The sequence below is a fragment of the Amycolatopsis samaneae genome, from assembly GCF_039541975.1.
Taxonomy (GTDB): Bacteria; Actinomycetota; Actinomycetes; order Mycobacteriales; family Pseudonocardiaceae; genus Amycolatopsis; species Amycolatopsis samaneae.
In genome coordinates this window covers 268,987-282,256 of sequence record NZ_BAABHG010000004.1, presented here as the reverse complement: position 1 = coordinate 282,256, position 13,270 = coordinate 268,987, and the positions used below count along the sequence as shown (strand labels likewise).

The window sequence follows — 13,270 nt, the reverse complement described above, 5'->3', positions numbered from 1 at the left end:
CCACAGCACGTGCTGTTCACAGTTTCACACTCCGCGTGACCTGCGGTGAAAGGCCTGGAAGGGCGCGGTGAACGGGGTGCACCGATGAGCGGGATCGGTACTCCCGTACCGGTCCGGGCGGCGGGAACTCCCCGGTCACGGGGTGCTGGCTGGTTGCTTGCCGCCGCACGCGCCTGGTGAGCTGTGCGCCTGTACGGGCGTCCCATTCTTACCACGCATCCGAGGTTCCCATGACTCTGCGGCTGGCGAACGAGAACGAGACCGGCGCCGGGCCCGCGCGGGCCCGGCGGCGCTGGGTGTGGCCCGCGCTCGTGGTGCTCGCGTGGCTGGCCTTCGGGGTGCTCGGCGGGAGTTTCCCGGGGAAGCTGTCCGAGGTGCAGACGAACGACGGCGCGTCGTTCCTGCCCGCGGGCGCGGAGGCGACCGAGGTCGCGCACCTGCAGGAGCGTTTCGCGGGCGGCAAGATCCAGCCCGCGCTGGTCGTCTACAGCAGGGACACCGGGATCACCGGGGCCGACCGGGCCGCGATCACCCGCTCGGCCGCGGAGATCGGGAAACTCGGCGGGCTCGCCGGACCGGTCGGCCCCCCGGTGGACTCTGAGGACGGGAAGGCCGTCCAACTCGTCGTCCCGGTGTCCGCTGTGGACGGTTACGCCACCGGGAAGACCGTCCGGGAGATGCGCGATCTCGTCCACGCCACGACGCCGCTTGGCCTGTCGGCCGCGATCACCGGGCCGGGCGGGTTCACCGCCGACCTGAGCGAGGTGTTCGGCGGGATCGACGGGAAGCTGCTGGTCATCACCGCGCTCGCGGTGGTGGCGATTCTCGTGCTGGTCTACCGCAGCCCGCTGCTGCCGATCGTCGTGCTGGCCGGCGCCGGGCTCGCGCTGATCGCCGCGTCGGCGGTGGTCCACCCGCTGGCCGAACACGGGGTGGTGACCCTCAACGGGCAGACCCAGGGAATCCTGTTCATCCTCGTCTTCGGCGCGTCGACCGACTACGCGCTCCTGCTGGTGGCGCGCTATCGGGAGGAGCTGGCGCGCCGGGGCGACGCGCGGACCGCGATTTCGGTGGCACTGCGTACTTCCGCGGAGTCCATTGTGGCCTCCGCGGGCACGGTCGTGCTCGGCCTGCTCTGCATGCTGTTCAGCGAGCTGACCTCGAACCGGGGGCTCGGCCCGGTGGCCGCGATCGGCATCGCGGCCTCGTTGCTGGTGTCGCTGACCTTCCTGCCCGCGGTGCTCGCCCTGCTGGGCCGGGCCGCCTTCTGGCCGGTCGGCGCCGCGGCCGGTGCCCGGCACGGCCTGTGGGCCAGGGTCGGGGCGCTGGTCGGGCGCCGCTACCGGTGGGTGTGGGCGGCGACCGCGATCGTGCTCGCCGCGCTCGCGGCGTTCGCGCCGACGCTCAAGTCCGAGGGAGTGAACCAGGCCGACGTGTTCCTCACCAGGGTCGAGGCGGTCACCGGGCAGGAGGCCCTCGCCGCGCACTTCCCCGGCGGGGCGGGCGATCCGGTGGTGGTTGTGGCACGGGAGGAGACGGCAGAGCGGGTCGCCAGGGCGGTCGGCGAGGTACCGGGGGTGGACGGCGGCGCGCGGGTGAGCCTCGACCCCGCGACCGGGAAACCGAAGGTGCTCGACGGGCTGGTCGCGATCGACGCGACCCTGCACGATCCGGCGGACTCCACTGCCGCGATGTCCACAGTGGACACCGTGCGGGAGGCGGTGCGCGCGGTGCCCGGCGCGGAGGCGAAGGTCGGCGGGCAGACGGCCATCCAGCAGGAGATCCGCGCCGCCGCCGAACGGGACCGCGGGGTGATCATCCCGATCGTGCTGCTGGTCATCTTCGGTGTGCTGGCCCTGCTGCTGCGTTCGCTGCTGGCGCCGCTCATGCTCATCGCGACGGTCGTGCTCTCCTTCGCCGCGACGCTGGGTGTCGGCGCGCTCGTGTTCAACCACGTGCTGGACTTCCCCGGCTCGGATCCGTCCGTGCCGCTCTACGCGTTCGTCTTCCTGGTGGCACTGGGGATCGACTACAACATCTTCCTGATGACCCGTGTCCGCGAAGAGGCGTTCACCGACGGCACCCGGGCGGGCACGCTCGAGGCGCTCACCGTCACCGGCGGCGTGATCACCTCGGCGGGGGTGGTGCTCGCCGCGACCTTCGCCGCGCTGTCGGTGCTGCCGATCCTGTTCATGGCCCAGATCGCGTTCCTGGTCGCCTTCGGTGTCCTGCTCGACACCCTGCTCGTGCGGTCACTGCTGGTCCCCGCCCTCACCGTCCACATCGGACGCAAGGTCTGGTGGCCCGGCAGGCTCCGGCACGGCGCGGCCTGAGCGGATCCGGACCGCGACCACCGCACCGGCGATGACGACCACGGACGCGACCGCCGCCGTCGCGGCGAACCCGGAGAGGAAGGCGAGATGCGCCTTGCCAGGGTCGGCGCCGGGCGGCACGAGCCCCTGGGTGACCGCTTCGTCGGGGAGGACGGCCTTGGCACGCCATGACATCACCGCGCCGAGCACGACGATCCCGGCCACTCCGCCGAGCTGGGTCGCCACCTGCTGCAGTGCGGAGGCCAGCCCGGTCAGCGCGAGCGGCGCCCCCGCGACGATCACCTGTGTCGAGGCGATCAGCGCGACGCCGGTGCCGAGGCCGAGCACCAGCGACGCGGGCAGCGCGTCGGTCCAGCCGGTGTCCACGTCGAGCAGGGTGAAGCCGAGCATGCCGACCGCGACCAGCACGAATCCCCAGATCGCCGGGCGGCGCGGGCCGAACCGCGCGGTCAGCGCCCCGCCCAGCGGCGCGCTGAGCACGACCACCACGGTCACCGGCAGCAGCCAGAGCCCGGCGTCCACCGGGCCGAGGCCGCGCACGTTCTGCAGGTACAGCGTCAGGAAGAACAGGAGACCGAACAATGAGAAGTAGCTCAGCACCGTGAGCGCGGCACCGACGGCGACCCCGGGCGCGCGCAGCAGGTCCGCGGCCCGCGCGCGGCCCGCGTCCGCGCGCGACTCCGCCACGGTCGCCAGCGTCAGCAGCGTGGTGAGTACCGCGATCGGCGCGTTGACCAGAAACACCGCCTGCCAGCCCGCCCAGCGCACCAGCAGCCCGGCCACGATCGGGCCCGCGGCGATCGAGGCCGCGGACGCGCCGCCCCAGACGCCGAGCGCCAGTTCCAGCCGGTGCGGCGGGAAGGCCATCCGCAGCAGCGCGAGCGCCGCGGGCTGCAACATCGCCCCGCAGACGCCCTGTAGCGCGCGGAGCGCGATCAGCGTGGCCGCGGTCGAGGTGAGCGCGATGAGTACCGAGACAACGCCGAACCCGGCGACCCCGGCGAGGAACACCGCCCGCCTGCCGAACCGGTCGGCGAGCCGCCCGGCGGGGAACAGCGCCAGTGCCAGCGCCAGCAGGTACGCGGTGGTGATCCACTGCAGCCCGGACAGCGAGGCGCCGGTCGACCGGCCGATCTCGGGCCCGGCGATGGTGAGCGCCGTCCCGTCGAGGCCGACCATCGCGCCGCCGAGCGAAACCGCCAGCAGCGTCCAGCCCGGCCGCCGGGCGGGCGCCGATTTCCGAAAGGAGTCCGAATATGTCATGAAACGACCTTCCCTGCCCACCTGATGCGGGGCCGAAGAAGTGGAAACGCGGGTTCGATCCGTTTTCGTTCCCGCCTGGTTACCACGATAGCCGGGTGTGCTTTGCGGGCAAACACCGAAGACCGGAGAAAATGTATACCGACGATGAAGCCGAGGTAACCGAAGAAACATCGCCGGCACCGAACCGGATCGACCTCCGGCTTCGTTCGCATGCGCTCGGCCGGACCACTTCCGCGCTATTGCTGACCCCGCGTGACTGGTCGCCGGAATCGCGCCGGACCTGGCCGGTGCTCTATGTGCTGCACGGCGGTGACGACGGTCCGGAATGCTGGCTGGAACACACCGACCTCGCGCGGCGGGCCCGCGAGGACGACGTGCTCGTCGTGCTGCCCGACGGCGGCCGGGCGGGCTTCTACACGCGCTGGCGCGCGCCAGACCAGTTCGGCACGATCCCGGACTGGCCACGATTCCACCTGGTGGAGCTGAGAAATCTCGTCGAGCGCCGGTATCGCGGCGGCGACGTGCGCGCGGTCGCCGGGGTGTCGATGGGCGGGTACGGCGCGCTCGTCTACGCGGCGGGGAATCCCGGCCTGTTCGCGGCCGCGGCCTCCTACAGCGGCATGGTGCACACCACCCGGCTCGGCACGCCGCTGCTGCTCCGGCGCTATCTGCGTACCGTCGGCGAGCGGATGGCAGCGATGTGGGGCGGCCGCTGGAGCAGCCGGGATCGCTGGCTGCGCAACGATCCCTACCATCTCGCCGACGGGCTCCTCGGCACCCCGGTCTACCTCGCGGCCGGCGACGGGAACCGGGTGCGCGGTGATCCGCCCGCACCGGGGGACCGGCTGCTGGAGCGGATCGTCGGCCCGGCGAGTCACGATCTCGCGCGCAGGCTGGCCGCGCTGAGCTGGCCCGCGACGACGAGTTTCGGTGCCGGGACGCATGATTGGCCGTCGTGGCAACGGGAACTCGACCGGTCCTGGCCGTTCCTGGTGGACGCGTTGCGTTCGCCGGGGCCGTGAAGAAATCGCGTTCGGTTTTCGTCAAAAGTGAATGTGCCGGTATCCCGGATGATGCGACTGTGAAAACTGTGAAAAAGCGGCCGCCGTCGTCGTGAATCCCGCGTTCTCCGCTGCGGGAGACGCATTTCCCGGTTCGGGTGGCTGGGCTCACAATGGTCACGCTCTTGCGTAGGCAAAAGTGCGGACGGTAGCGTCCGAGCCGCCTTGCAACGTCGCTTGCACCCAGGCAGTGAGCCGATCGGCGTGTAGTCGGGACCGCCGCGCTCGGTTCGCCGCTTTCACGTCAGAAAAGCCCGCCCGTCCGGCCCGTGCCGGACGGATTCGAAGAACGATCGAGGTGGGAGCGTCATGTCCAACCAGGAAATCGATTTCGTGGCCGGTTTCAGCCCACTGACCGCCACACTGGCCGCGCGCCGGGACTCCGACCGGCCCGCCTTCACCTTCGTCGACTACCGCGACGACCGGGACGGCGTGGCGACGACGCTGAGCTGGGCGGAGCTGGACCGGCGCGCCCGCGCCGTCGCCGCGCGGCTGAGCCAGGTCACCAAGCCCGGCGAGCGGGTCGCCGTGCTGTGCCCCCAGAACCTGGACTACGTCGCCGGCTTCTTCGGCGCGCTGTACGCGGGCGTGATCGCGGTGCCGCTGTTCGCGCCCGAGGTGAGCGCGCACGGGGAACGGCTCGTCGGCGCGCTGGCCGACAGCGACCCCGAGGTCTGGCTCACCTCCGCCTCGGCGCTGGCCGACATCGAGGCACTGATGAACGGGCATCCGGTGCCCCGGCCCAAACAACTGCTGGCAGTGGACACTGTGGACGACGCGCTCGCCGACGGGTTCGAGCCGGTCGCCGTCGAACCGGACCGGCCCGCCTACCTCCAGTACACCTCGGGCTCGACCCGGCGCCCGGCGGGCGCGGTGATCACCCACCGGGCGCTGGCCACGAACGTCCGCCAGGTGGTGGCGGCCTTCGGCGTCGGCGAGGACAGCACCTGCGCGGGCTGGTTGCCGTTCTTCCACGACATGGGCCTGATCCAGCTCGTCGCGCTGCCCGCGCACACCGGCGCGCACTCGGTCTTCACCACGCCGTTCGCGTTCACCCGGCGCCCGGTGCGCTGGCTGAAGCTGATGAGCGGACGTCCGGACGTGATCACCGCCGCGCCCAACTTCGCCTTCGAGTACACCGCCGCGAAACTGTCCAAAAGCGACGGTGCGGCGGAACTCGACCTGTCGGGTGTGCGCTCGGCGATCAACGGCAGCGAACCGGTCCGCGCGGAGACCATCGCGGGGTTCCTGGCCGCCGCCGGTCCGCTCGGCTTCCGCGCCGAGGCCCACCGCCCCTCCTACGGGCTCGCCGAGGCGACGGTGTTCGTCAGCACCACACCGCCGCGCCCGCCGCGAGTGCTCGTCCTGGACCGCGCCGAACTCGGTGCGGGACGGGCGGTCCCGGTCGCCGAGGACGACGACCGCGCGCTCCGCCTCGTCTCCGCCGGGGTGCCGTTCGGCCAGCGGGTGCGGATCGCCGACCCGGCCACCGGGGCGCCGAGGGACGACGGCGCGGTCGGGGAGATCTGGATCCACGGCGCGAACGTCGCGGACGGCTACTGGCGGCAGCCGGAACGCTCCGCGGAGACCTTCGACGGGCGCCTGAAGGGCGCGGACCCGGAGACGGGCTGGCTGCGGACCGGCGATCTCGGCGTGTACGTCGACGGCGAGCTGTACATCACCGGGCGGCTCAAGGACCTGATCATCATCGACGGCAAGAACCACTACCCGCAGGACATCGAGGCCACCGCGCAGGAGGCGCACCCGGTGCTGCGGCGCGACCGGCTCGCGGTGTTCAGCGTGACCCACGAGGGCCGCGAGGCCCCGGTGGTGGTCGCCGAGTACTCGAACCACGTGGCCGCCGGGGAACTCGACGCGGGCGAGGTCGAACGCGCGGTGCGCGCGGCCGTCGCCAAGCACCACGACCTGCGGCTGCACGGGTTCGTCCTCGTCCGGCCGGGCACCGTGCTGCGTACCTCGAGCGGCAAGATCGCCCGCTCGGCCACCCGTGCCCGTTACCTGAAGGGAGAAATCGCGTGACCAGAGCACAGCTGCGCCGTTGGCTGGCGGAACGGCTCGCCGGGATCTGCGGCCTTCCGGTGTCCGAAGTGGACGCCGACCGCCCGCTGCGGGAATACGGCCTGACCTCGCGTGACGCGGTCGCGCTCGTCGGGGAGCTGGAGGACGAACTGGACCGGGAGCTGCCGACGCAGCTGCTGTGGCAGCACCCCACGATCACCGCGCTGGCCGCCGCGCTGGTGCCGGGGACCGAGGGCGAGACGTCGATCTCGTCGAGCGCGTCGGCGGGCGAGGACCGGCGTCCGGACGCCGCCGAGCCGATCGCGGTGATCGGCGTCGGCTGCCGCCTGCCCGGCGGCGTGCGCGGGCCCGACGAGCTGTGGCGGCTGCTGATGGCCGCGGAAAGCGCGATCTCGAAGGTCCCGGACGGCCGGTGGGAGCAGTTCGGCCACGACTCGCCGGAGCAGGCCGAGGCACTGGCCCGCACCACCCGCTGGGGCGGCTTCCTCGACTCGGTTTCCGCGTTCGACGCCGAGTTCTTCGGCATCACCCCGCGTGAGGCGAGCGCCATGGACCCGCAGCAGCGGCTGCTGCTGGAGGTCGCCTGGGAGGCTCTGGAACACGCCGGGATCGCGCCGGAACGCCTGCGCGGCAGCCCGGCCGGGGTCTTCGTCGGGATCAGCGGCAACGAATACGGCCAGCTCACCTTCGGCGACGTCAGCCGGATCGACGCCTGGAGCGGCACCGGTTCCGCGCTGAGCATCGCGGCGAACCGGCTCTCCTACGTGCTCGACCTGCGTGGCCCGAGCGTCGCGGTCGACAGCGCGTGCTCGTCCTCGCTGGTCGCGGTGCACCTGGCGATCCAGAGCCTGCGCGCGGGCGAAAGCGAGGTCGCGCTCGCGGCCGGGGCGAACCTGCTGCTCAGCCCCGGGGTCACCGCCAACTTCGACCAGATGGGGATCACCTCCGCCGACGGGCTGTGCAAGCCGTTCGACGCCTCCGCCGACGGCATCGCGCGGGCCGAGGGCGCCGGTGTGGTGGTGCTCAAGCCGCTGAGCAGGGCCCAGCGCGACGGCGACCGCGTGCTGGCGGTGCTGCGTGGTTCGGCGGTGAACTCCGACGGCCGCTCCAACGGCCTCACCGCCCCGAACCCGGCCGCCCAGCAGGCGCTGCTGCGTGCCGCCTGCGCCGCCTCGGGGATCGAACCGTCCGAAGTGGACTACGTGGAGGCGCACGGCACCGGGACCCTGCTCGGGGACCCGATCGAGGCGGGCGCGCTCGGCGCGGTGCTCGGCGAGGGACGCCCGGCCGACCGGCCGCTGCTGCTCGGTTCGGTCAAGTCGAACCTCGGCCACCTCGAAGCCGCCGCCGGGATCGCCGGCCTGATCAAGGTCGTGCTGGCGCTGGCGAACCGCCGCATCCCGGCGAGCCTGCACTTCACCGAGCCGAACCCGCACATCCCGTTCGAGGACCTGCGGCTGTCGGTGGTCGCCGAGCAGCAGCCGTGGCCGGGACAGGGTCGCGTCGCGCGCGCCGGGATCTCCGGGTTCGGCTTCGGCGGCACCAACGCGCACGTCGTCGCCGAGCAGGCACCCGTGGTGCCGCACGAGGAACCGGCGTCCGGGCGGCCGGGGCAGTACCTGCTCGCCGCGCCGTCCCCGGAGCGCCTGCGCGTGGCGGCCGGGCGGCTGGCCGACTGGCTGAGCGACTCCGGGCGGCTGCCACTGTCCGATGTGGAGCATTCGCTCGCGCGTCGCGCGGGCGGACGGCACCGCGTCGTGGTGACGGCGGGCGATCACGACGAGCTGGTGTCCGGCCTGCGCGCGTTCGTCGCGGGCGTCACCGTGCCCGGCGTCGCCGCCGGACGGGCCGAGCAGGCGGGCCCGGTCTGGGTGTTCTCCGGGCAGGGGTCGCAGTGGGCGGGCATGGGACGGCGGCTGCTGGCCGACGAGCCCGCGTTCGCCGCCGCGATCGACGAGGTCGACGTGGCGATGCGGGCCGAGGGCCGGTCGATCCGGGGCGTGCTGGAATCCGGCGTCGAACCGGTCGGATTCGCCGAACTGCAACCGGTGCTGTTCGGGATCCAGGTCGCGCTCGCCGGGCTGTGGCGGCATTACGGCGCCGAACCCGCCGCGGTGATCGGGCATTCGGTCGGCGAGGTCGCCGCCGCGGTCGTGGCCGGGGCGATCTCCCTCGCCGACGGCGCGCGCGTCGCGGTGCGCCGGTCCAGGCTGCTGGCCACCACCGCGGGCGAGGGCGCGATGGCCCTGCTGGAACTGCCCGCCGAGGAGGTCGCCGACCTCCTGCGCTACTACCCGGACGTCGACCTCGCGGTGTACAACGCGCCGGGCCAGACGGTCGTTTCCGGTGCCCCGGACCAGATCGCGTCGCTCGTCGAAACGGTCGGGCGGCGCGGGCTGCTGGCCAAGGCGGTCAACGTCGACGTCGCCAGCCACTCCCGGATCATCGCCCCGGTGCTCCCGGAACTCGGTGCCGCGCTCGCCGGTGTCGTCGCCCGCGAACCGGCGGTCCCGGTGTACCGCACGGCCGTCGAATCGGGCGAGCCGCGCTTCGACGCGGACTACTGGACGGCCAACGCGCGCAACCCGGTCCGGTTCACCCAGGCGATCGAGCAGGCGATCGGCGACGGCTTCGGCACGTTCGTCGAGATCTCGCCGCATCCGGTGCTGCGGCATGCGATCGCGGAAACCGCGGGCGAGCGCCCAGTGACGGTGCTCGGCACGCTGCGCCGGGACGAGGACGAACGCCGCCAGTTCCACCTCAACCTCGGCGCCGCGCTCGCGGCGGGCGACCGGCGGCCGCGGACCGCGGGACGGCTGCTCGACCCGCCGACCACGCCGTGGCAGCACCGCGAGCACTGGGCGCCGAAACTCGCCCGGCCGGAGGTGGCGGGCACCCACCCGCTGCTCGGCGTGCACGTCGAACTGCCCGACGCCGACACCCACCTGTGGCAGGCGGATCTCGGCACCGAGCACCGGCCGTGGCTGGCCGATCACCGCGTCGACGGCACCGCGATCCTGGCCGGCGCCTGCTACGTCGAGATGGCCTACACCGCGGCGTCGACCGCGCTCGGGCGCCCGCCGGAGCTGCTGGAACTGCGGGGCCTCACCCTGCACGCGCCGTTGCCGCTCACCGCGCACACGCGGGTCACCACGACGTTCACCGCCGCCGACGGGCGGCTGGCCGTGCACACCCGCGGCGAGGACGGCTGGATCCTGCACTGCGGCGTGACCGTGGCCGAAGCCGCCGAGGCCGGGCCCGCCCCGGAACCCGGATGCGAGCCGGAAACGCCGCTGGCGCCCGCCGAGCTGTATCACCGGCTGCGCTCGCTCGGCGTCGACTACGGGCCCGCCTTCAACGGGGTGCTCGACGTCAGCACCGGCGAGTGGTGCGCGACCGCGACCGTGGCGGCACCCGACGGCGTGCCCTCGGCCGGGTTCTTCGTGCACCCGGTGGTGCTCGACGCCGGGTTGCAGACCTTCGCCGCCGCACTGTCCACTGTGGAGTCCGGGGACGCGTACCTGCCGATGGAGTTCGGCCGGGTGCGGGTCTTCGGCGACCCACGCGCCGCGGTGACCGGCCAGGTGTCGGTGGACGCGCCGGAGCCGGGCGCCGGTGGCGTGCTCGGCGGGCTGCGGCTGCTGGACGCCGACGGGCACGTCGTGCTGGAGATCGCCGACGTGTTCGCGCGGCGGCTGTCGCGGAAGTCCGTGCCGTTGAAGGAAAGTCTCCTTGCCCACGAGTGGCGTCCTGCCGAGCGTGTCGAGCGGTGGCCGAGCGGCCCGGTGGCGCTGCTCGGCGGCGGCGCGCGGGCGGACGAGGTGATGCGCGTCCTCACCGAGGCGGGCATCGAGGCGAGCCAGGTGGAGGGCGTCGCCGAGGGCGCGGGCGCGGATCACCTCGTCGTGCTGCTGGACGACGAGGCCGCCGAGACGCCGGAGGCCGGGCTGCGGGCGATCGGCGAGGCGGTCGAGGCCATCCGTGCCCTCGCCGGCTCCGGCGAGACACCCCGGCTGTGGCTGGTGACCTCGTCGGCGGCCGCGGTCGAACCGGGGGAGCCCGGCAGGCCCGGCCTCGCCGCGGTGCGCGGGCTGGTGCGGGTCGCCGCGTTCGAGCACCCGGCCCTGTGCGCGACCTGGCTCGATGTCGACACCGCCGAAGCGCTGCTCGCCGAGCTCGCCGGACAGGCGAACGAGGACGAGGTGGCCTGGCGCGGCGAGCAGCGGTACGTCGCGCGGCTCGCACCGGCTTCGCTGTCCACCGCGGCCGAACCCGTGGTGCGCCCGGACGGTGGCTACGTGGTCACCGGCGGGCTCGGCGGGCTTGGCCTGACGCTCGCCGCGCGGCTGGCCGCGCGCGGCGCCGCCAAGATTGTCCTCAATGGACGGTCGGCGCCGGGACCGGCGGCGCGGGCGGTGATCGAGGAGCTGACCGCGGCGGGCACCCGGATCGAGGTCGTGCTCGGGGACGTCGCCGAACCCGGGGTCGCCGAACGCCTGCTCGCGGCGGCGGGCCAGGACGCCGTCGTCCGCGGTGTGGTGCACGCGGCCGCCGTCTTCGACGATCGCACGGTGTCGCTTGTGGACGATGGTACACTGCGAAAGTCCTGGCTGCCCAAGGCGTTCGGCGCCTGGCGGCTGCACGAGGCCACTGTGGACTCCGGGCTGGACTGGTGGCTCGGGTTCTCCTCGGCGGCCGCGCTGCACGGTCTGCCGGGGCAGCCGGCGTACGCCTCCGCGAACGCCTATCTGGACGCCGTCGTCGCCGCGCGACGCGCGCGTGGCCTCCCAGGGGCCACGATCAACTGGGGGACCTGGGCCGAGGTCGGCGCCGCCGCCGGACTGGAGGTGCCCTGGCTGACCCCGATCGGCCCGGACGAGGGGCTCGGGCTGATCGAGGAGGTCCTCTCCACCGGCGGCGGCGCTTTCGGCGCGCTGCGGCTGAACGCCGCCCGGCTCGCCGCGGCGTTCCCCGACCTGGTCACGGTGCCGTTCTTCGGTGAGCTGCTCGCCGGGCACGCCGCCGCGCCGGCACCGTCGACGGGCTGGCCGGGCCTCGATGCCGTGCGGGATCGTGCGCCCGCCGAGATCCGGGCACTCGCCGGGGAGCAACTGCGGGCGCGGATCGCGTCGGTGATGGGCATGGAACCCGGCGGGCTGGCCGACGACGTGCCGCTCACCGGCCTCGGCGTCGACTCCCTGCTCGCGGTCCGCATCGGCAACGGTCTCCAGCACGACTTCGGGGCCGTGCCACCGGTGTCGTTGCTGCTGCGCGGCGCGACGCTGGCCGACCTGCGGGAATGGCTGTTCGGCGAACTCGGCGTCGCGGGCGCGGCGCTGCCCGAGCAGCGGCGGCACGCGCCGGTGCGGGTGCCCCCGCGCGACGCGGCGGAGCGGCTCGTCGTGTCCGTGTGGGCGGAGGTACTGGGCGAGCCGGTCGGGGTCACGCAGGGCTTCGGCGGGGACGCCGCCGCGGCCGAGCGGGTCACCGAGCTGTTGAGCGAGCGCACCGGGCGCCCGCTGGACCGCGCGGAGCTGTTCGAGCGGCCGACACCGGAGCTGATGGCCGACCTCGTGCGGGACGCCCTCGCACAGACCGGCCCGGTCCGGGTCCTGCGCGAGGGTGGCACCGAAGCGCCGGTGTTCTTCTTCCACCCCGGCGGCGGGGACACCGCGGTGTTCCGCCAGCTCGTGGACCTGCTGCCGGGCGACGTGCCCGCGTACGGCTTCGACCGTGTCGACGGAACCGGCACCGTGGAGGACCGCGTCGAGGCCTATCTGCCGAGGTTGCGCAGCGTGCAGCCGTTCGGCCCGTACCGGCTCGCGGGCTGGTCGTTCGGCGGGTTCCTGGCCTTCGAGGCGGCGCAGCGGCTGACCGCGGCGGGCGAACGGGTCGAGCTGCTGGCCATGGTCGATCCGATCTTGCCGCTGCCCCCGGAAACCGGACTGTCCGAAGTGGACGAACTGGAGCGCAGGTTCGAGCGGTTCGGCGAGTTCCTGCGGACCAGCTACGGGCGTCCGGTCGATCTGCCCTACGCCGAGCTGGCCCGGCTCGACGACGAGGGTCAGGCGGACCTGCTCATCGAGACGATCCTCGCCGCCGGGGTCATCGACTCCCGGGTGAGCGGCGCGATCCTGGCGCACCAGCGGAGCTCGTTCCTCGACGCGCGGCTGCTGGAGCGCTACCGGCCGTCGGCGTATCCGGGCCGGACGGTGTTCTACAGCGCCGCCGAGCCGGTGCCCGGCGGGCTGCGGGATCCGCGGTTCGACCGGACCGACCCGGCGCGCGGCTGGGACGCGGTGTGCGGTGACCTGGAGGTGGTCACTGTCCCCGGGCATCACCTGTCCGTGCTCGACCCGCCGAACGTCGAGGTCATCGCGGCTCACCTGACCGGCGCGCTGGAGAGCGCCGCTGCCCGGCAACGCCCCGTCGTCGCCCGGCGGCGGTCCTGACGGCCTCCCCAATGCCGTGAAGGCCCCCTTACCGGCGCTGAGCTCCGGTAAGGGGGCCTTCACAGGGGAAACCTCAATGTCGGGAAGGTGTGCGGCCCATGCGCCCCAATGTGGCGTTCGG

The 13,270-nt window shown here is 73.4% G+C and carries 5 protein-coding genes; 4 read left to right on the top strand and 1 reads right to left on the bottom strand.

What is annotated here, in order from left to right:
* Positions 1-230: 230 nt before the first annotated feature.
* Positions 231-2,333, top strand: coding sequence for an MMPL family transporter (locus tag ABD987_RS11520; RefSeq protein WP_345390420.1), 2,103 nt, complete (start codon positions 231-233; stop codon positions 2,331-2,333).
* Here the strand turns inward: ABD987_RS11520 and ABD987_RS11515 are convergent.
* A complete protein-coding gene (locus ABD987_RS11515) occupies positions 2,253-3,596 on the bottom strand; it encodes an MFS transporter (RefSeq protein WP_345390417.1) in 1,344 nt (447 codons plus the stop codon). The two genes, ABD987_RS11520 and ABD987_RS11515, sit on opposite strands and share 81 nt — an antisense overlap.
* A gap of 131 nt (positions 3,597-3,727) precedes the next feature.
* Here ABD987_RS11515 and ABD987_RS11510 point away from each other — a divergent pair, with 131 nt between their 5' ends.
* From ABD987_RS11510 to ABD987_RS11500, 3 genes are all read left to right on the top strand, one after another.
* Positions 3,728-4,618: an alpha/beta hydrolase gene (locus ABD987_RS11510; RefSeq protein WP_345390414.1), complete on the top strand. Its 891-nt coding sequence runs from the start codon at positions 3,728-3,730 to the stop codon at positions 4,616-4,618.
* A gap of 348 nt (positions 4,619-4,966) precedes the next feature.
* On the top strand, positions 4,967-6,697 hold the full coding sequence (locus ABD987_RS11505; RefSeq protein WP_345390411.1) for a fatty acyl-AMP ligase: 1,731 nt from the start codon (positions 4,967-4,969) through the stop codon (positions 6,695-6,697).
* Positions 6,694-13,149 (top strand): beta-ketoacyl synthase N-terminal-like domain-containing protein, encoded by a 6,456-nt coding sequence (locus ABD987_RS11500; protein WP_345390408.1) that lies wholly within the window; start codon positions 6,694-6,696, stop codon positions 13,147-13,149. The genes ABD987_RS11505 and ABD987_RS11500 overlap by 4 nt, the downstream gene beginning before the upstream one ends.
* Positions 13,150-13,270: the final 121 nt, after the last annotated feature.

Excerpts from the sequence above, each read along its gene's own strand:
- ABD987_RS11520 (WP_345390420.1), top strand. The coding sequence starts at position 231 with ATGACTCTGCGGCTGGCGAACGAGAACGAGACCGGCGCCGGGCCCGCG.
- ABD987_RS11515 (WP_345390417.1), bottom strand. The coding sequence starts at position 3,596 with ATGACATATTCGGACTCCTTTCGGAAATCGGCGCCCGCCCGGCGGCCG.
- ABD987_RS11510 (WP_345390414.1), top strand. The coding sequence starts at position 3,728 with ATGTATACCGACGATGAAGCCGAGGTAACCGAAGAAACATCGCCGGCA.
- ABD987_RS11505 (WP_345390411.1), top strand. The coding sequence starts at position 4,967 with ATGTCCAACCAGGAAATCGATTTCGTGGCCGGTTTCAGCCCACTGACC.